We start from the raw sequence: 17,573 nt of genomic DNA on the forward strand, positions 1-17,573 counted from the left end.
ACCCGGAAGCTAAGGCCACCTGCGCCGATGGTACTGCACTCGACAGGGTGTGGGAGAGTAGGACACCGCCGGACAAACTGTTGCGAAAGGCCCCCAGCTGATGCTGGGGGCCTTTCTGCGTTTTCGCGACGTGGCCGCCGAATTGGTGTTGCCACCGTCCGGGCCGCTAGCCTCGTGCCGTGGATGTGGTGATCTACACCGACGGAGCGTGCAGCCCGAACCCCGGTCCAGGCGGATGGGGTGCCCTCCTGCGCTACGGCGAGCGGGAGAAGGAGCTCTACGGCTCCGATTCCGGGCCGACCACGAACAACCGCATGGAGCTCACGGCCCCGCTGCGTGCGCTGCGTGCGCTCACCCGTCGCTCGACGGTGATCATCCACACCGACAGCACCTATGTGCGCGACGGGATCACCAAGTGGGTGCACGGCTGGCAGCGCAACGGCTGGCTGACCACGTCGCGCGAACCGGTGAAGAACGCCGACCTGTGGCGCGAACTCGTTGTCGCCTGCGCCGAACACGACGTGGAATGGCGGTGGGTCAAAGGCCATGCCGGCGATCCCGGCAACGAACGTGCCGACCGGCTCGCCGTCCGGGGCGCCGTCGAAGCGGGTGGCAGAGCTGAGCAACCGGGCCGGGTGCCCCGGCGCGAGCGCAAGCAGGCTGCCCCGAAACCGGCGGTGTCCCCGTCGTCCGGCTCGTGCGGCGCGGTCACGAAATCCGGTGCCCGCTGCCGCATCGAAGCCAATCCCTCGGGGCTCTGTCATCTCCACGATCCGGCCCTGCAATGTGGCGCACCGACGGCCAAGGGCAAACCCTGTGGTGTCGCCACCGGCGGCGGCCGCTGCGGCCGACATCGGGGCACCGCGGACGCCGGTCTGCCGGGTATCGAGTAGTGGAGGAGTGCCGGGTTCGGGTACCGACCCGCGCGCTCTCGCACACCAGTGTTCGGGTTGGCGCGGAGGTCGGGCGCGCCAGGCGGCAGGCCACGTCGAACCGGCGCGAAGAGGGCTAGCCTGGGCCTATGGCGACCACGAGGATGGGCACGCATATCAACGCGCCAAGAGCGACGGTCTACCGGCTGCTGATCGAGGCGGATGCGGTCAAGACCTGGATGGTGCCCGACGACCTGACCAGCGAGGTACATCGGTTCGAGTCGGCGGAGGGCGGCTCCTTCTCGATCACCGTCACCCATGGCGAGACGACCGAAGCCGGTGGAACCGAACCGCAGCACGACGCCTACTACGGCCGGTTCCTGACATTGATCCCGGACGAGCAGGTGGTCGAGGTCCTGGAGTTCGTGACCGACAAGCCGGAGATGGCAGGCGCGCAGACCATCACCTTCAGCCTGTTCGAGGCGGCCGACGGCGGCACCGATCTGGAGGCCGTCCACGAGGACGTGCCACCGGGGCTCAGCCCGGCCGACAACGAGATCGGCTGGCGGATGGCGTTGGCGAAGCTGACGGCACTGGCCGAGCGCGGCACCGTCGACTGACCACTCGGCGCCCGCGCCGGACCTACAGTGGAGTGATGTCGTTCGAACGGCATCCGTCCACCGTCGCGGACTATGACGACGCGCGACGGCGTGCCCGGCTGCGCGAAACCCGGTGGGGCAGCGGCGCGCCGTCGTGGCGGCGCACGCGGCTGGTGCTGCTGCGGTGTCTCGTGGTCGTGTTGGCCGCGGTGACGGTATTCGCCCAGTACTGGCAGCACGACGTGATGCCGGAGCGGGATCGGCTGGCGCGCACCGATCCCGAACTCTTGCCGGTCGCGACGCCGTTCGACGACCAGCGCTGGGACACCGCGGTGGTCGATATGGTCGGTCTCGGCGGGTTGAACGCCGAGCCGACCGCGCGCGCCCTGCCCGCGCTGCGGAACTTCGGGGTGGTGTGGGCGGTGCGCTACGACAACGCCGGTGTCGACACCAAGGTGATCGCCGAGCTGATCGTGCAGGCGACAACGCTGGCGGGAGTGCCCGATATCGTGCTGGTCGGGCACAGCATGGGTGGGGTGATCGCGCTCGAGGTGGCACGCCACATCCACTACGGCAGCGATCGCAGGCTGGTCGCGGTGCTGCTGGACTGCACCCCGGTCGACCTGAACGCGGTGCGGCCGGAAAGCCGCAGCCGCGGAACGGATCTCATGCGGTTGATGGGGTGGCTGCCCGGCGCGCGGGAGAGCCGGATCCTGCGGTTCGCGATCGAGGTCACCGCGCGCCGTGAGCGATTCGCCGACCGCGAGGGGCTGATCGTCGATATCGACTACCCCGCGCTGCGCGCGGTCGCCGTTGAGGTGCTGCGGGACAAGGTCTTCTCCCGTGATGCCGCCAGCAACGGCCTGATCCAGGCGCAGTTCCTGGCGATCGTCGCAGGCGGCGCCGCCCGGGATCTCCGGGCGCTTGCCCGCGCGCACCCGGACAAGCCGCGCCCGGCGATCGTCTTCCTCCGGCCACGCGACGCCGCGCGGGACCACATCGTCGACGTCGACTACTCCCATCAGGCACTGATCGAGCTGGTCGGCGGGGTCGACGGCACCCTGCTCGTGGTGCGTCCCCGCAACATCGGGCATGCCAATCCCCGGCAGCGTCCCGACGAGTACAACGCCGTGCTCGAATCCCAGGTGCTGCCCTTCGTGCAGCGCTACCAGCAGTCGCCGGTGGAACCGCAGTGACGGCCGGTCATTTCCAGCGGGGGTCACGGCCGGTGAGGCCGAGGACACGATCGATGGGCGGCGCGTCGGACGAGACGGGGACCTCCGGTCCGTAGATACCCATGGCCCTGCCCTGCGCGGCGGTCGCCGCGGTCTCGTCGAGGACCCGATCGAGCAGCTCGGGCTCCCACCGCACGGTGGCCCCGACCGCGCGGGCCAGGTCCCAGCCGTGGACGACGAGCTCACCGACGACCATGCCGCCGACCAGCGGCGCAGGGAGCTCCGTCGGGCCGCCCATCCGCGTGACACCCTGCCACGCCGCGGGATCCCGCCATGCCTCGGCCAGTTCGCCGAGCTGGGCGACCAGGGCCGCGGCCCAGTCGCCGGCGGTCAGGTCGACATCGGATTCGGCGGCCGCGGGCGGGGCGACAGCTTCCTTGCGTGCGGCGCCGATCAGCGACGGCCCCCAGAACAGCAGGTGGTTCAACAGCGCACGGACATCGAAGTCGGCGCAGGGTGTCGGCTCACCGAGGCGATCCGGGGACAGGGTGTGCAGCAGCGAGGACAGAGGTTCGGCGGCCAGTGCCACGCGTTCGGTGTCGGACATGGTTCGAGCCAACCATCCGCGGTCCCGTGCTGTCTTGAACGAACGCGACATACACTCGCGGCGTGCAGCGTGATCCGCGGGAACTGGGCGGTGCCTGGCGGGCGGCGCAACGGCATGCGTTCGACGTGCCGTCGGCTGACCTGGCGCCCTATGTCGAGCGGTACTGGTCGGTGCGCTGGCGGTACGAACGGCCGTACCGGCAGCTGATCGTGCCGCTGCCGAACGTGCATCTGAGTTTCCGGGACGGGCACGCCGAGCTGCACGGACCATCGTCGTCGCATGTGTTCCGGGAACTGACCGGGGCAGGTTCGGTGTTCGGTGTCGCGTTCCGGCCGGGGATGTTCCGGCCGTTCCTCGGCGGTCCGGTGGCCGGACTGCGCGACCGGATGGTCGACGCCGCAACGGTATTCGGCGCGGACACCCCCACTGTGGCCGACCACGCATCGGTCGAGCGTTTCCTCCGCGCACATCTGCCCGACCCTGATCCCCGAGCCTGTCTCGCCGCCGAGGTGGTGGCCGCGATCGCCGCGGACCCCACGGTGACCAGGGTGGACGTGCTCGCCGAACGCTACGGCCTGACCGTGCGCGGACTCCAGCGACTGTTCGCCGACTGTGTCGGGATCGGCCCCAAGTGGGTGGTGCGCCGCTACCGGCTGCACGAGATCACCGAACGCCTCGCCGCCGGCGTCGCGGTGGACTGGGCCGGAATCGCCGCCGAACTCGGCTATGCCGACCAGGCTCACCTCAGTCGCGAGTTCCGCCGGATCTTCGGCGAGCCACCGACCAGCTACGCGCTGCGCTACGAGCGTCGTCCCGTCGAGCGGGGAGAACAGGCACTTTCGGAAGTCGCGAAGGGGCGTTGCTCGAGGTCGGCGCGGCTAGCGGATACGGGTGCCGAGGATGCTGCGGACGCCCGCGACGAACAACCCGAGCCCGAAGTCGAAGCGAGCGGTCGGGTCGGGGGAGTCGTGCAGTGGTGAGGCGCCGTCGGGCAGCGCGCCGACCGAGTCCATCTGCATCCTCGACTGCTCGTCGACGGTCTGGCCCAGCACGTAGTACAGCAGGGTATAGGCCGACAGTTCGGCCTCCTCCCTGGTCATCCCGGCCCGGATGACGATGCCCGCCAGGCGTTCTCGTGCTTTGCTCGTGGTGAGCCGGGAGGCGTAGGTGGCCGAGACGAGTTCGGCGCCGTCGCGGTAGGCCAGCAGACAGTCGCGGAGGCGGTGAGCGAGTTCGGCGAGCTGCTCGGGCCATTCGGTGGCGGTGACCGGCTCGTCCATCGGTGCCAGGATGCGGTCCGCGACCGCGCCGAGCAGCGTCTGCTTGTCCTTGACGTGCCAGTACAGCGCGCCCGGCTGCACCTGCAGCGAGCCCGCCAGCCTGCGCATGGTCAGATCGGCGAGGCCGTACTGATCCAGAATCGCGACGGCGGCGTCGACCACATCCGTCTTCCGCAGCTGCACACGTGTCCTTCCGTCGGAATTCACCCACCCGGGTGTCGAGAGCATCCGGTAGCCGCTACCCTATCCTGAACACCGTTCAAGTTGCACGGCTACGCCGGGTGGATCACACCCGTGCCACGTGCACGCACCCCGTCGAAGGGACATCACGTCGTGACGCAGGCACCCGTCCGGACCGACATTCTTGCCATCGCCCGCGAGCAGGTGCTCGAGCGGGGCGTCGGCCTCACCGAGGAGCAGACCGTCGAGGTGCTGCGACTGGGCGACGACCGCCTGGAGGAACTGCTCGGCCTCGCCCATGAGGTGCGGATGAAGTGGTGCGGCCCCGAGGTCGAGGTCGAGGGCATCATCAGCCTCAAGACCGGCGGCTGCCCGGAGGACTGCCACTTCTGCTCGCAGTCGGGCCTGTTCCAGTCGCCGGTGCGCGCGGCCTGGCTCGACATCCCGAGCCTGGTCGAGGCAGCCAAGCAGACCGCGAAGACCGGCGCCACGGAGTTCTGCATCGTCGCGGCGGTCCGCGGTCCGGACGAGCGCCTGATGGCGCAGGTCGCGGCGGGTGTCGAGGCGATCCGCAACGAGGTCGACATCCAGGTGGCGTGCTCGCTGGGCATGCTGAACCAGGAGCAGGTCGACCAGCTGGCCGCGATGGGCGTGCACCGCTACAACCACAACCTCGAGACCGCCAAGTCGCACTTCCCGAAGGTGGTCACCACCCACACCTACGAGGAGCGGTGGGACACCCTGCGGATGGTGCGTGAAGCGGGCATGGAGGTGTGCTGCGGCGGCATCCTCGGCATGGGCGAGACCATCGAGCAGCGCGCCGAGTTCGCCGCGCAGCTGGCTTCGCTCGAGCCCGACGAGGTGCCGTTGAACTTCCTGAACCCGCGCCCCGGCACCCCCTTCGGGGACCTCGAGGTGCTGCCCGCCGCGGAGGCGCTCAAGGCCGTCGCCGCGTTCCGCCTCGCGCTGCCGCGGACCATCCTGCGGTTCGCGGGCGGCCGCGAGATCACCTTGGGCGACCTCGGTGCGAAGCAGGGCATTCTCGGCGGCATCAACGCCGTCATCGTCGGCAACTACCTGACCACGCTCGGCAGGCCGGCCGAGTCGGACCTGGACCTGCTCGGCGAGCTGAAGATGCCGATCAAAGCGCTCAACGACACGCTGTAGGGTGACCGCCATGGACGAGCGCTACAACCCGTTCACCGGCAAGCGGATCGTGCCGGGCCTCGACGACGCGATGCCTGCCGCCGCCGCGCTCGGGCTCGAACCGCCGCGCTTCTGCGAGCAGTGCGGCCGCCGGATGATCGTGCAGGTGAGCCCGGACGGCTGGTGGGCCAAGTGCTCCCGGCACGGGGTCATCGAATCGGCACAGCTGGAACGCCGCTAGTGCTCGGCGATGCGGGCAGTGCGCCGCGACCGGAAGTGTTGCGCCGTGAGCTGATCGGGGTCGGCCTCGTCGCCGCGGCCGTGCTGGCCTCCAGCGCCGTTGCCGGGGTGGTGTGGGGCATGCTCGCGCCGACCGAACGGCTGCGGGTCACCCAGCCCGGCCGGGCCGCCGTCCTCACCGGCGAGAGCATGCACCTGTTCGACGCCGTCGGCATGTTCCTGTGCGCGGGCGCGGTGGTCGCGGTGCTGAGTGTGGCCGCGGCCTGGCGGGTGCGCGCGGTGCGCGGGCCCGCGCTGGTCGCTGGCATCCTGCTGGCCTCCGGTCTCGGTGCGGCGGTGATGATGTGGGTCGGCGAAGCGGTGGCGCTGCTGCGCTATCCGCGGCCCGACGACCCGCCGGTGGGCCAGATCATCGCGCTGCCCGCCGAACTCGGCACCCCCCTCGCGCTGCTGGTGCAGCCGTTCCTGGCCGCACTGGTGCTGCTGTTCCTGGCCGCACTGCACCCGCGCACCGATCTCGGTTCAGGCACAGCCGGTTTGCTCGGCGACCTGCGCCCGGCCGCATCCGACGACCATCCCGTCGCCGGCGCGGTCGCGCCGTATCGGCCCAGCGGCGATTTCGATTCGACTCCGCAACCGCGCGCCTGAGCGTCCGGCCCGCCCCGGTCTGGCCGTACCATCGCCGTATCGGCAGGTAGGCGGCCCGGGAGGAGTAGGTCGTGGCATTCATCGGTGGTGGTCCGGTCGTCGAGGAACTCGACGAGAAATTCTGGCGGCTCACCGAGCCGCTCGTCTACCGTGGCGCGGTCGAAACCTTCACGGTCCCGGCCGGTTTCCGCACCGATTTCGCCTCGGTACCGCGTGCGCTGGTGTGGCTCATCCCGCGCTATGGCGCCTACACCAGGGCCGCGATCCTGCACGACTACCTGTGCCGCACCGACACCGTCGGCCGGGCCGACGCCGACGGCCTGTTCCGTCGCTGCCTGCGGGAATTCGGGATCTCGGTGCCCCGGCGCTGGATGATGTGGGCGGCGGTGCGGCTCGGCAGCAGGCTGCGTGGTGCGAGCGCCGGTGATCTCGCCCGCTGGCTGCTCGTCGCGGTGCCGTCGGTCGTGTTCCTGCTGATCCCCGTCGCGGTGGTGACGGTGGCGCTGTGGGTGTTCTGGGCGGTCGAGCTGGCGTTCTGGGCGGTGGGCAGGCTGGGCAGGCGCACCAGCGAGCCGCCGCCGACGCCGCAGATGAAGACCGCGTAGGTCAGCGCGGGATCTTGTCCACGATCGTGCCGTCCGGGTCGGCGGCCAGATAACCGCCGCCGTAGTCGTCGGAGACATACACCAGCAGGGTGGGCCGGTCGTCGTTGAAGGTCCAGGCGGGTTCGACGATCAGATAGCGCGAGGTGGGTTCGGGAACACCGAGATCGCGCTCGGCGACCAGGAACAGTTCGGGGACGGTGTCCCAGTCGAAGTCGCTCAGGCGCACGGTGGGTTCGGACAGATCGCCGCCGGGACCGGTACGGTCCGCCCTGCCGTCGCGGTAGTCGAATTCGTCGTACACGGTCGGCCGGGTGGGGACCGGGGCGCCGGTGGAGATGAAGTCCGGGTAGATCGTCGTGCGAGTGAATTCTGTTCCGCCGGTGGCCGATTCCAGCGCCGCGACCGCCGCGCGCAGGTTCTCTGGGACGTGCAGGGCCGAAACCGGTCCAGGTTGGCCCGTGGCGGATACCGGGGGAGTCGGTACGCCGGTGACCGATGCCGCCGGGGTCGACGAGGTGTCGGCGGCACTCGGGTTCTGCCCGGAGCCGTCGGGGCGGAGCAGGAGTGCCGCGACCACGACGGCCACGAGGGTCGCGCCCCCGGCGACGGCGACAATCCGATTCCGCCGGGACGACGATGGTCGCGTCGGCGCTGTCCACACCTCTGGTCGACCGACCGGGTACGGCGTTCCTCGGCCCGGTGCGGGTGCGGTCGGGTGCGCCCAGGCGCCGAGTGCGGGGGTGCCGTGGCCTGAGCCCGGTGCCGGGGTCGGGACCGCGGGGTGCGAACCCGGGGCTTGGTTCGGTGTGCCGGGGTGTGATCCAGAGGCGGCGAGCGGTGTGCCGGGGTGCGATCCAGCGGCCGGGGTCGATGTGCTGGGATTCGATCCGTAGGCCGCGGGCGGTAGGACGGAGTGTGGTCCGGCGGGGTGGGGGATGGGTTCGCCGAGCTGGGAGCCCGGCGCCGGTGCAGGGAGGGCGTACTGCCCGCCGGGCCCGGTCTCGCGGGCCGCGGCGTCGGCCAGCATGCGGTCCAGATCCACGGGGTCCGGGCGGCCACGTGGATCGGCGACCAGCAGCGCGCCGAGTATCCCGGACAGCGCGCCCGCCCGCTGCGGCGCGGGGACCTGGCCGCTGATCACGGTGGCCAGCGTCGCGACCGAGGATTCCCGGCGCATCGGCTGGTAGCCCTCCACTGCGAAGAACAGGACAAGCCCGAGTGACCAGAGGTCCGAGGCCGGGTCGCCCTCGATCCCGTTGAGCCGTTCCGGCGCGACGTAATCCAGTGATCCGACCAGGCCGCCGGTGGCGGTGAGCGCGGTCATGCCGCTGATGGCGGCGATCCCGAAATCGGTGAGCACCGGTGTGCCGTCGTCGCGGACGAGCACATTGGCCGGTTTGACATCGCGATGCAGCACCCCGACCGCGTGCGCGGCCCGCAGTGCGGCCAGGATGCCCCGCCCGAGTCCGGCGACCCGGCCGGGCGGCAGTGGGCCATCGGCCAGCAGGTCCGACAGCGAGCGCCCGCGCACCAGCTCCATCACGATCCACGGGAACTCGTGCTCGCCGGTGTCGACGATGTGATGCACGGTCACCACGTTCGGATGGCCGCCGATGCGCGCCACCGCCCGCGCCTCGCGCAGCACCCGCTCACGATGCAGCGCCCGGTCGGGCGCGGCGGTGTCGAGGGTGCGGACCTCCTTGAGCGCCACCTCCCGGTGCAGGGCCAGGTCGTAGGCCCGCCACACCGTTCCCATCCCGCCGCTGCCCAGCGGTTCGATCAACTCGAAGCGCTGGTCGATCACTGTCCGACCCGAACTCACCGGACGAGTCTATGGTGGCCGCCGCGACCGGGCTCGGCGACCTGACATGCGCACCGCACCGCACCGCAACGGAAGTTCACCCGGAACGGGCGATGTGGTCGGCCCGCGCGCTTCCTAGCGTCGCGGTATGCGCATGCCAGGCCAGACCACTACGCCCGCTCCCGAAGCATGGTCGATCCCGCGCGGGCTGATCGTGCTGCTCGCGGTGGCGGCCGCGGTCGTCTCGATCGGCGGGATGAAAGCGTTCGCCGGAGTGATCGGCCCGCTGTTCCTGGCGTTGATGCTCACCATCGCGGTGCAACCGGTCCAGACCTGGGCGCAGCGCCGCGGCTGGCCGGCCTGGGCGGGCATGGTGCTCGGCTTCACCGCGGTGATGCTGATCCTGGTCGGGCTCGGTGGGGCACTGGCGCTTTCGGCCTTTCAGCTGGCCTCGCAGCTGCCCCAGTACAGCGACAAACTGAACGAACTGCTCGATCATCTGCGCGACGGACTGGCCGCCGCGGGCGTGAGCGACGAGCAGATCCAGAAGGCGCTGCAGAGCATCGATGTCAACAAACTCGTCGGCTATCTCGACGAATTGCTCGGCGGTGTCCTCGGGGTGTTCTCGAACCTGTTCTTCGTCGTGGCCTTGTTGCTGTTCATGGCGGTCGACGGAATGAGTATCCGCCAGCGCATGAGCGTGGTGACCAGGGAACGGCCCGCGATCGCGCACGCGCTCACCGAATTCGCGCTCGGTACCCGCAAGTACCTGGTGGTGTCGACCGTGTTCGGCGCCATCGTCGCGGTGCTCGACGGCGGTGCGCTGTGGCTGCTCGGGGTACCGCTGCCGCTGCTGTGGGCGTTGCTGTCGTTCATCACCAACTACATCCCCAATATCGGCTTCATCATCGGGGTCATCCCGCCCGCGTTGCTGGCGCTGCTCGACGGCGGGCCGGGGTTGATGATCTGGGTCATCGTGATCTACTCGGTGATCAACTTCGTCATCCAGTCGATCATCCAGCCCAAATTCGTCGGTGACGCGGTCGGTTTGAGTGTGACGCTGACGTTCCTGTCCCTGGTGTTCTGGTCCTGGGTGCTCGGCGGCCTCGGCGCGATCCTCGCCGTTCCGCTCACCCTGCTGGTGAAGGCCCTGCTCATCGATATCGACCCGTCGACCCGCTGGGTGGATGTGCTGATCGGCGCGCCCCTCACTCGTGCCGAGAAGGACGAGCAGGCCGCGGCCGAGCCGCCCGCTGGTGGTGCCCCGGCTCCTGGCACGCCGTGACCGCCGGTGCGGCCCAGCGGTATCCGCTGCGGCACGCTGTCGCCGCCGGCGTCACGATGCTGGCCGTAGCGCTGTTGCTGGTGGTGGGTGCGCTGGCGATTCTGCGTGGCATCATGGGGTCGGCCCTACGATCCGGCATGGTCGGTGCTGGTGATCGGCATCGACATCGTGGTGATCTGGGCGGTGGCGAACCGGCAGCTCGAACCGCTCTGAAAATCCGGTGGCGGGCCGACGCCGTGCTCGCCTACCGTTGGCCGGTCACCATATCGTCCCGGGGGAGGAAACGCCGTGCCCGGCACCACGAACGACACCGCCGAAACACCCACCGAGCGGCCCGATCTCACCGCGTGGCGGCGCAGGCACGCACTGCGCGGCTCGTCGGCCGCGACCGCGGTGCCGAGCGGACGGACCTACCGCCGCACCGCCAAGCACCGGGACCGCAGGTACGACAGCTAGATCGCGCGCTCGCCCGGCCTACGCGTCGCGGGTGAGCACCACCAGCGGCAGCGGCTTGTCGACCTTGGCCTGGTATTCGGCGAGCAACGGGTTCTCCGCCAGCGCCCAGGCCGCGAACTCGTCGTAGCGCGGCCCGGTGAGCACATCGGCCGTGGCGGCGAACTTCTCCCCGCCGAGTTCGATCGTGACCCGCGGATCGGCCTTGGCGTTGTGGTACCAGGCCGGATACCGGTCCTCGATGAACGAACTCACATACAGCACCTCGTCGCGGTACAGCGCGCTGAGCGGAACCACATGCTGGTTACCGCTCCGCGCCCCGGTGGTGGTGAGCAACAGCAGGGTGCCGCCCTCGTAGTCACCACCGACCCGGCCACCGTTGTCGCGGAACTCCCGGATCACCTCGTCGTTCCAGCTGGCCATCTCCTCGGGGGAGTACTCCCGGTTCCACGGCGCGTCCGGGTCGTCGTAGGAGGTGACCGTCTGCTGCACGTGTTCGGCTGCGTTCTCGTCCATGGGCGTAGTGTGCCAGCGCCCACCGACAGAAATCGGCGACGGCGCGGTGGTCAGCTGGGTGGGCGCAGGGCGGCGAACTCGTCGGTGACGCGCAGACCGGAATCGGTGAAGCGGTACAGCGCGGCGGGACGGCCGCCCGCGCGGCCGGACGGGGCGGTGGCACCGGTGGGGGTGATCACCCTGCGGCGGGAGAGGACCCGCTGCAGATTGGTGGTGTCGACGTCGTATCCCAGCGCGGCGCAATAGATCTCGCGCAGTGTCGACATGGTGAAGGTATCGGGGGCCAGCGCGTAGGCGATATTGGTGTAGGAGAGCTTCGCCGCCAGCCTGGTGCGGGCGTGGTCGACGACGGTGCGGTGATCGAAGGACATCTCGGGCAGGGCCGCGACGGGGTGCCAGGTGGTGTCGGACGGCAGTGCCGGCTCGGTGGTCAGCGGAACGAGGCCGAGGTAGGCCGAGGCGATGCGGCGCGGTGCGGGGACGCGATCGGGGGCGCTGAACACCGAGAGCTGTTCCAGGTGATCCAGCTCGCGCACGTCGACCTTCTCCGCGAGCTGCCGCCGGGCCGAGGTGTCGAGGTCTTCGTCGTCGCGCAGCCTCCCGCCGGGTAGCGACCAGGTGCCCTTTTGTGGGTCCAGTGCCCGCTGCCACAGCAGCACCGCCAGCTCGGGATGCCTTGCGGACCCTCTACCAGCGGAAACGTCGGCCAGGAAGCGGCGAACCTGGAACACCGCGGTGAGCGATTCGTGGATGGTGTTACTATGGGGCACGTTTTCGATTCTAAGTCGAAAACCTGTTTTGGTGCGAATCGAGGCGATGACGCCGCTCGCACGAGGAAGGGAGCCACCATGGCGACGACGACCGCGCAGCCGACGCTGATGGGTTCGGTCTTCGACGGACCAACGGGGTACACGGGTGTCGAGGCGACGCCGGAGTGGGCACGGGAGGTACGGCGGCTGGCGCGCGAGCGCAACGCCACCATCCTCGCGCACAACTACCAGTTGCCCGAGATCCAGGACGTGGCCGACCACGTCGGCGACTCGCTGGCACTGTCGCGCATCGCGGCCGAGGCCGAAGAGGACACCATCGTGTTCTGCGGTGTGCACTTCATGGCCGAGACCGCCAAGATCCTCAGCCCGGCCAAGACCGTGCTCATCCCGGATCAGCGTGCGGGCTGCTCGCTGGCCGACTCCATCACCGCCGAGGACCTGCGCGCCTGGAAGGCCGAGCACCCAGGCGCCGTGGTGGTGTCGTATGTGAACACCACTGCCGAGGTGAAGGCGCTCACCGACATCTGCTGCACCTCCTCCAACGCCGTCGACGTGGTCGCCTCGATCGATCCCGACCGTGAGGTGCTGTTCCTGCCGGATCAATTCCTCGGCGCGCACGTGAAGCGGGAGACCGGCCGCGCGAACATGCACATCTGGGCGGGCGAATGCCACGTGCACGCGGGCATCAACGGCGACGAGCTCACCGAACAGGCGCGCACCCACCCCGACGCCGAGCTGTTCGTGCACCCGGAGTGCGGCTGCGCCACCTCCGCGCTGTACCTGGCGGGCGAGGGTTCGTTCCCTGCCGACCGCGTGCACATCCTGTCCACCGGCGGCATGATCGACGCGGCGAAGGTGGCCAAGTCGAACCAGGTGCTGGTGGCGACCGAGATCGGCATGCTGCACCAGCTGCGCAAGGCGGCGCCCGGCATCGACTTCCAGGCCGTCAACGACCGGGCCTCCTGCCCGTACATGAAGATGATCACCCCGGCCGCGCTGCTGCGCTGCCTGGTCGAGGGCGCCGACGAGGTGCACGTGGATCAGGCGATGGCCGAGGCAGGGCGCGCCTCGGTGCAGCGGATGATCGCGATCGGCAACCCCGGCGGTGGGGAGTGACCGCCGGGGCGCGGTCGAGCCGGTAGCGGCCATGACCGCGACAGTCTGCTGGGAGGCCGAGGCCGACCTGGTGGTCATCGGTGGCGGGGTGGCCGGTCTGACCGCGGCCAGGACCGCCTCCCTGCGTGGACTGCGGGTGCTCACCCTCAGCAAGGGCGGCCCGACCGACACCTCGACGCAGTACGCGCAGGGCGGCATCGCCGTCGTCGCGCCGCGGGGCGATTCGGTCGACTCGCACGTGGCCGACACGGTCGAGGCCGGTGCCGGGCTGTGCGAGGTCGACGCGGTGCGCTCGATCGTCGAGGGCGGACAGGCCGCGGTGGCGGCGCTGACCGACCTCGGCGCGGTCTTCGATCTCGGCCGCGACGGTCAGATCTCGCGCACCCGCGAGGGCGGGCACAGCACCCGCAGGATCATCCACGCCGGGGGTGACGCCACCGGCGCCGAGATCCAGCGGGCGCTGAACGCGGCCGGACTGCCGGTGCGCTTCGGTGCCGCGGCCCTGCGGGTGGTCACCGGTGCCGACGGGGTGCGCGGCGTGGTCGCGGTGTCGGACAACGGGTTCGGTGTCGTGCACGCGCCCGCGGTCCTGCTGGCCACCGGCGGGCTCGGCCAGCTCTACGCACTGAGCACCAACCCGCCAGGCGCCACCGCGGACGGGCTGGCGCTGGCGCTGTGGGCGGGCGCCGCGGTCGCCGATCTGGAGTTCGTGCAGTTCCATCCCACCGTGCTCCACACACCGGGCGGGGTCGGGCGGCGGCCGCTGATCAGCGAGGCGGTGCGCGGCGAAGGCGCGACTCTCGTCGACGCCGCAGGCGATTCGGTGACCGCCGGCGTGCATCCCCGTGGTGACCTGGCGCCGAGGGACGTGGTGTCGCGGGCGATCGCCGAACGCATGCGCGCCACCGGCACCGACCACGTGTTCCTCGACGCGCGCCGGATCGCCGGTTTCGCGCAGCGGTTCCCGACGATCACCGCGTCCTGCCTGGCCGCCGGCATCGACCCGGCCGCGCAGCTCATCCCGGTCGCACCCGCCGCGCACTACCAGTGCGGTGGCGTGCGCACCGACACCGACGGTCGCACCGGCGTTCCCGGGCTCTACGCCGCGGGCGAGGTGGCCAGGACCGGGTTGCACGGTGCGAACCGGCTGGCGTCGAACAGTCTGCTCGAAGGTCTCGTCGTCGGCGAGCGTGCCGGTGCGGCTGCCGTCGAGCGGCTCGGCGTGCGGGCACGCGTCGAGAAGATCGATTCCTACGCAGTCGAATTAGCCGACCGGGCAGTCGTACAGCACGCGATGACCGAGCATGCCTCGGTCGTGCGCGACGGCACGGGCCTCGCGGCGGCGGCCGCGCGGATCACCGCCGCGGGCTCGGTGGTCGCGATCACCACACCTGCCATGGTCGGCGTCGCGACCGGTGCCGCGACAGTGCCGTGGCCCGCGTCCGCGCCGGACCGGGTCGGCAGCGCGGGCGAGGGGTCGTCGCCGCGGGCGCGGCAGCGGACGGGCGTGCCCGTCGAGGACGGTGCCGTGCCGGATGTACTGCGATTGGTGGAGGACGCCGCGCTCACCCTGACCGCGCGTGTTCTGCTGACCGCGGCCGCCGCGCGCACCGAGAGCCGGGGTTGCCATACCAGGTCGGACCATCCAGGACCGGTCGCCGGGCAGCGGCGCAGTACCGCGTTGCGGCTCGGGCCCGGCGGCGCCATCGAATCGGCCGACCTCGACACCGCGTTCGCGCCGGTCGCGGTGGGGGATCGGTGACGGGGATCGACGTACCGCGCGTCGGCGGCTTCCGGCCACCGCCACGGCGCGCGGTGCCGGTGGCACTGCCCGCCGGGAACCCCTACGACGACAAGAAATCCAGCAAGCGCGCGTGGCGCCCGAGAAAAGGAGTGCAGGGATGGGTCTTGATCCCGCTGTTGACCGTGACGAAACTCTGGCGCTGATCCGCACCGCACTCGACGAGGACCTGCGCTACGGGCCCGATGTCACCACCGTCGCGACCGTGCCCGCCGACGCGGTGAGCAAGGCGTCGGTGGTGTCGCGTCAGCACGGCACGGTGGCAGGCCTCGATATCGGCCTGCTCGTGCTGGACGAGGTGCTCGGCGCCGACGGGTACACCATCACCGACCGGGTCTCCGACGGCACCAGGGTGGCGCCCGGTACGACGGTGCTGAGTCTGGAGGCGCCGACGCGCGGCCTGCTCACCGCCGAACGCACCATGCTGAATCTGGTCTGCCACCTGTCCGGCATCGCCACCGCCACGTCGGCCTGGGTCGACGCGGTCGATGGCACCGGCTGCCGGATCCGCGACAGCCGCAAGACCCTGCCCGGGCTGCGGGCACTGCAGAAGTACGCGGTGCGCGTCGGCGGTGGGGTGAACCACCGCATGGGGCTCGGCGACGAGGCGCTGATCAAGGACAACCATGTGGTCGCCGCGGGCTCGGTGGTCGCCGCCCTCCGCGCGGTGCGCGCGCTCGCGCCCGACATCGCCTGCGAGGTGGAAGTCGACAGCCTCGACCAGCTCGACGCGGTGCTGGCCGAGAACGTCGAGCTGGTGCTGCTCGACAACTTCCCGCTCTGGCAGACCCAGGCCGCCGTGCAGCGCCGCGACGCCGTCGCGCCGACCACGAAACTCGAATCGTCCGGCGGTCTTTCGCTCGAGCAGGCCGCCGACTACGCCCGCACCGGTGTCGACTACCTGGCCATCGGCGCCCTCACCCACTCGGTGCGGGTGCTCGATCTCGGCCTCGACATGTGAGCGGGGCTCACGGCTCCACGGTCACCTCGATCGCCTCGCCCTGCTCGACGCCGGTGAACGCGTCGAGCACGTCGCCGAGCGGGATGCGGTGCGTGATCAGATCGTGCACCGGCACCTGCCCGGTGGCGATGTAGTCCAGCGCGCGCCGATCGTGCTCGGGCGCTGAGCCGTCGGCACCGTGGCAGTTGCGCACGCGCAATTCGATCTCGTCGGGGCCGCGCTCGGGGAGCCCGCCATCGCCCACAGACGTCTCACGCGGTGAGTTCGCGTTGCAGAGGAGTGCGGAAACGGGGGATGGCGCGGACCTCGCCGAACCAGGTGGCGGTGCGCTCGACCTCGGCCCGGATGCGGTGTTCGGTGGCGGAATCGACGTCCTCGAGCAGCCGCGTGACGATCTCGCCGTCGGCGCGCTGGGCCCAGCCCCCGACGATGCGGCCGTCGGCCCAGATGGACGGGCCGATATTGCCGTTGCGGTCGAACAGGGCCGGCGCGTGCCGGCCGAGGAACCAGTCGCGGCTCTGCCAGCCCATCGGCGTGGGATCGAGGGCGGGCAGCAGCGCGGCCCACGGCTCCGGGGCGGGGACCGGGTCGAGGTCGTCGGCGAGGACGAGGCCGCTGCCGCCGTCGTCGAGATCGACCTCGACGGTGTCGAGCTCGGCGACCGTCTTGCGGACCTCGCCGAGCGTCCAGCCGGTCCACCACTTCAGATCGGTGAGCGGTGCGGGACCGAAGGCGCGCAACCAGCGGCGCACCAGCTCGACCTTGGCCGTCGCGGCGGGGACCGGCGAAAGGTCTTGGGGCAACCAGTTTTCCGCGGGCGACCAGGTGTACTGACTGCTGGTCCAGCCGCCGTTGGGGCGTCCGCGCACGATTCGCCCCTCGGCGCCGAGCACAACCAGGACCCAGGTGGTGATGCCGGTGGGTTTGGAATACGGCTTGCCCGGTGCCGTGTCGACCTGGGTCCGCAGCCGCGGCACATCCTTGCCCAGCTGTGCTCCGGTGGCGGCGCCGCGCGCCAGCAGCGCGGCGTGGGTCTGCGCCTCGACCTCGCTGAACCAGGCCTGCACGTCGCCGTCGACCACCCCGGCCTGCTCGAGGAACCGGCTGTAGGTCTTGCGCTGCTTGACCGCCATCGGATCACAGCACGCGGACTGCAGCACCGGCACCAATGCGGTGGGCGCGACGAACATCGTGCGCCGCATGGCGAGCAGCCGCACCAGGGTGCGCTCGTCGTAGAGCGCGCGCTCCACCTCGGCCGGGGTGAGTCCGCTGCCGCGTGCCGCGACCGACAGATACACCGTGGCGGGATCGGTGGCGTGCAGCACCACCATCGAATTGGCGATCTCGGTGGGATCGGCGCACCTGGCCGAGGGTGCGAGCCGATGCCTGGTCGCCAGCCTGGCCCGGCGCTGCGCGGTATCGATCGAGGGCATGCGCGGATGGTAGACGCGGGCACCGACACGCGGCGATCCCAGCCGGGACGGTGGCCGTCGTCGCGGGTCGGGCCGAGCACGCCAG

Annotated in this window: 19 protein-coding genes and 2 pseudogenes; 14 read left to right on the plus strand and 7 right to left on the minus strand. The window is 70.7% G+C overall.

Annotation, left to right across the window (positions count from 1 at the left end):
- Positions 1 to 179 precede the first annotated feature (179 nt).
- The 3 genes and pseudogenes from rnhA to ACFOW8_RS00015 all read left to right on the plus strand — a co-directional run.
- A pseudogene (gene rnhA / locus ACFOW8_RS00005) lies at positions 180 to 614 on the plus strand (ribonuclease HI); the annotation flags it as partial.
- Between the two features lie 407 nt (positions 615 to 1,021).
- Positions 1,022 to 1,492, plus strand: coding sequence for an SRPBCC domain-containing protein (locus tag ACFOW8_RS00010; protein WP_378543370.1), 471 nt, complete (start codon positions 1,022 to 1,024; stop codon positions 1,490 to 1,492).
- Between the two features lie 35 nt (positions 1,493 to 1,527).
- On the plus strand, positions 1,528 to 2,667 hold the full coding sequence (locus tag ACFOW8_RS00015) for an alpha/beta fold hydrolase (protein WP_378543373.1): 1,140 nt from the start codon (positions 1,528 to 1,530) through the stop codon (positions 2,665 to 2,667).
- Positions 2,668 to 2,674: 7 nt separating this feature from the next.
- Here the strand turns inward: ACFOW8_RS00015 and ACFOW8_RS00020 are convergent, their stop codons facing one another.
- Entirely contained in the window at positions 2,675 to 3,253 is a 579-nt protein-coding gene (locus tag ACFOW8_RS00020) for a TIGR03086 family metal-binding protein (RefSeq protein WP_378543376.1), read from the minus strand.
- A 62-nt stretch (positions 3,254 to 3,315) separates the two neighbouring features.
- Here ACFOW8_RS00020 and ACFOW8_RS00025 point away from each other — a divergent pair, with 62 nt between their 5' ends.
- Complete coding sequence (locus tag ACFOW8_RS00025) at positions 3,316 to 4,233, plus strand: DUF6597 domain-containing transcriptional factor (protein WP_378543379.1); 918 nt, start codon at positions 3,316 to 3,318, stop codon at positions 4,231 to 4,233.
- Here ACFOW8_RS00025 and ACFOW8_RS00030 read toward each other — a convergent pair.
- On the minus strand, positions 4,132 to 4,716 hold the full coding sequence (locus tag ACFOW8_RS00030) for a TetR/AcrR family transcriptional regulator C-terminal domain-containing protein (protein WP_378543382.1): 585 nt from the start codon (positions 4,714 to 4,716) through the stop codon (positions 4,132 to 4,134). The two genes, ACFOW8_RS00025 and ACFOW8_RS00030, sit on opposite strands and share 102 nt — an antisense overlap.
- A 150-nt stretch (positions 4,717 to 4,866) precedes the next feature.
- Here ACFOW8_RS00030 and bioB point away from each other — a divergent pair, with 150 nt between their 5' ends.
- The 4 genes from bioB (at position 4,867) to ACFOW8_RS00050 (ending at position 7,352) form a co-directional block, all read left to right on the plus strand.
- Positions 4,867 to 5,880 carry a biotin synthase BioB gene (bioB, locus tag ACFOW8_RS00035; RefSeq protein ID WP_378543385.1) on the plus strand — a complete coding sequence of 338 codons (1,014 nt, stop codon included), beginning with the start codon at positions 4,867 to 4,869 and terminating at the stop codon, positions 5,878 to 5,880.
- 10 nt (positions 5,881 to 5,890) lie between these two features.
- Complete coding sequence (gene bsaP, locus ACFOW8_RS00040) at positions 5,891 to 6,100, plus strand: biotin synthase auxiliary protein BsaP (protein ID WP_189033945.1); 210 nt, start codon at positions 5,891 to 5,893, stop codon at positions 6,098 to 6,100.
- Positions 6,100 to 6,747 (plus strand): DUF2567 domain-containing protein, encoded by a 648-nt coding sequence (locus tag ACFOW8_RS00045; RefSeq protein ID WP_378543388.1) that lies wholly within the window; start codon positions 6,100 to 6,102, stop codon positions 6,745 to 6,747. The genes bsaP and ACFOW8_RS00045 overlap by 1 nt, the downstream gene beginning before the upstream one ends.
- 71 nt (positions 6,748 to 6,818) lie before the next feature.
- Positions 6,819 to 7,352 carry a DUF1353 domain-containing protein gene (locus ACFOW8_RS00050; protein ID WP_378543391.1) on the plus strand — a complete coding sequence of 178 codons (534 nt, stop codon included), beginning with the start codon at positions 6,819 to 6,821 and terminating at the stop codon, positions 7,350 to 7,352.
- A gap of 1 nt (position 7,353) precedes the next feature.
- Here ACFOW8_RS00050 and ACFOW8_RS00055 read toward each other — a convergent pair whose 3' ends face one another.
- Complete coding sequence (locus ACFOW8_RS00055; RefSeq protein ID WP_378543394.1) at positions 7,354 to 9,174, minus strand: serine/threonine-protein kinase; 1,821 nt, start codon at positions 9,172 to 9,174, stop codon at positions 7,354 to 7,356.
- Positions 9,175 to 9,301: 127 nt separating this feature from the next.
- On the opposite strand from ACFOW8_RS00055, the gene ACFOW8_RS00060 reads away from it, so the two are divergent.
- The 3 genes from ACFOW8_RS00060 (at position 9,302) to ACFOW8_RS00065 (ending at position 10,894) form a co-directional block, all read left to right on the plus strand.
- The gene (locus ACFOW8_RS00060; protein ID WP_378543397.1) at positions 9,302 to 10,438 is read left to right on the plus strand and encodes an AI-2E family transporter; all 1,137 of its coding nucleotides are present in this window, start codon (positions 9,302 to 9,304) and stop codon (positions 10,436 to 10,438) included.
- Between the two features lie 105 nt (positions 10,439 to 10,543).
- The gene (locus tag ACFOW8_RS29120; RefSeq protein ID WP_449289748.1) at positions 10,544 to 10,651 is read left to right on the plus strand and encodes a DUF7144 family membrane protein; all 108 of its coding nucleotides are present in this window, start codon (positions 10,544 to 10,546) and stop codon (positions 10,649 to 10,651) included.
- 75 nt (positions 10,652 to 10,726) lie between these two features.
- Entirely contained in the window at positions 10,727 to 10,894 is a 168-nt protein-coding gene (locus ACFOW8_RS00065; protein WP_378543400.1) for a hypothetical protein, read from the plus strand.
- An 18-nt stretch (positions 10,895 to 10,912) separates the two neighbouring features.
- Here the strand turns inward: ACFOW8_RS00065 and ACFOW8_RS00070 are convergent, their stop codons facing one another.
- Together ACFOW8_RS00070 and ACFOW8_RS00075 are read right to left on the minus strand one after the other, a co-directional pair.
- The gene (locus ACFOW8_RS00070; protein ID WP_378543403.1) at positions 10,913 to 11,407 is read right to left on the minus strand and encodes a nitroreductase/quinone reductase family protein; all 495 of its coding nucleotides are present in this window, start codon (positions 11,405 to 11,407) and stop codon (positions 10,913 to 10,915) included.
- A 50-nt stretch (positions 11,408 to 11,457) separates the two neighbouring features.
- Positions 11,458 to 12,177 carry an NUDIX hydrolase gene (locus ACFOW8_RS00075; protein ID WP_378543406.1) on the minus strand — a complete coding sequence of 240 codons (720 nt, stop codon included), beginning with the start codon at positions 12,175 to 12,177 and terminating at the stop codon, positions 11,458 to 11,460.
- A gap of 78 nt (positions 12,178 to 12,255) precedes the next feature.
- Here ACFOW8_RS00075 and nadA point away from each other — a divergent pair, with 78 nt between their 5' ends.
- From nadA to nadC, 3 genes are all read left to right on the plus strand, one after another.
- On the plus strand, positions 12,256 to 13,293 hold the full coding sequence (gene nadA / locus ACFOW8_RS00080; RefSeq protein ID WP_378543409.1) for a quinolinate synthase NadA: 1,038 nt from the start codon (positions 12,256 to 12,258) through the stop codon (positions 13,291 to 13,293).
- Positions 13,294 to 13,324: 31 nt separating this feature from the next.
- The gene (locus ACFOW8_RS00085; RefSeq protein WP_378543412.1) at positions 13,325 to 15,055 is read left to right on the plus strand and encodes an L-aspartate oxidase; all 1,731 of its coding nucleotides are present in this window, start codon (positions 13,325 to 13,327) and stop codon (positions 15,053 to 15,055) included.
- Between the two features lie 139 nt (positions 15,056 to 15,194).
- The gene (gene nadC / locus ACFOW8_RS00090; protein WP_378543415.1) at positions 15,195 to 16,055 is read left to right on the plus strand and encodes a carboxylating nicotinate-nucleotide diphosphorylase; all 861 of its coding nucleotides are present in this window, start codon (positions 15,195 to 15,197) and stop codon (positions 16,053 to 16,055) included.
- A 7-nt stretch (positions 16,056 to 16,062) separates the two neighbouring features.
- On the opposite strand, the pseudogene ACFOW8_RS00095 reads toward nadC, so the two are convergent.
- Both ACFOW8_RS00095 and ACFOW8_RS00100 read right to left on the minus strand, forming a co-directional pair.
- Positions 16,063 to 16,290 (minus strand): annotated as a pseudogene (locus ACFOW8_RS00095) (alcohol dehydrogenase); the annotation flags it as partial.
- 16 nt (positions 16,291 to 16,306) lie between these two features.
- Entirely contained in the window at positions 16,307 to 17,488 is a 1,182-nt protein-coding gene (locus ACFOW8_RS00100; RefSeq protein ID WP_378543418.1) for a winged helix DNA-binding domain-containing protein, read from the minus strand.
- Between the last annotated feature and the right edge of the window lie 85 nt (positions 17,489 to 17,573).

Source organism: Nocardia rhizosphaerae, from assembly GCF_042650365.1.
Classification (GTDB): Bacteria; Actinomycetota; Actinomycetes; order Mycobacteriales; family Mycobacteriaceae; genus Nocardia; species Nocardia rhizosphaerae.

Coding starts and splice junctions, on each gene's coding strand:
- ACFOW8_RS00085 (WP_378543412.1), top strand. CDS start 13,325: ATGACCGCGACAGTCTGCTGGGAGGCCGAGGCCGACCTGGTGGTCATC.
- nadA (WP_378543409.1), top strand. CDS start 12,256: ATGGCGACGACGACCGCGCAGCCGACGCTGATGGGTTCGGTCTTCGAC.
- ACFOW8_RS00010 (WP_378543370.1), top strand. CDS start 1,022: ATGGCGACCACGAGGATGGGCACGCATATCAACGCGCCAAGAGCGACG.
- nadC (WP_378543415.1), top strand. CDS start 15,195: ATGGGTCTTGATCCCGCTGTTGACCGTGACGAAACTCTGGCGCTGATC.
- ACFOW8_RS00100 (WP_378543418.1), bottom strand. CDS start 17,488: ATGCCCTCGATCGATACCGCGCAGCGCCGGGCCAGGCTGGCGACCAGG.
- ACFOW8_RS00015 (WP_378543373.1), top strand. CDS start 1,528: ATGTCGTTCGAACGGCATCCGTCCACCGTCGCGGACTATGACGACGCG.
- bsaP (WP_189033945.1), top strand. CDS start 5,891: ATGGACGAGCGCTACAACCCGTTCACCGGCAAGCGGATCGTGCCGGGC.
- ACFOW8_RS00060 (WP_378543397.1), top strand. CDS start 9,302: ATGCGCATGCCAGGCCAGACCACTACGCCCGCTCCCGAAGCATGGTCG.
- ACFOW8_RS00070 (WP_378543403.1), bottom strand. CDS start 11,407: ATGGACGAGAACGCAGCCGAACACGTGCAGCAGACGGTCACCTCCTAC.
- ACFOW8_RS00020 (WP_378543376.1), bottom strand. CDS start 3,253: ATGTCCGACACCGAACGCGTGGCACTGGCCGCCGAACCTCTGTCCTCG.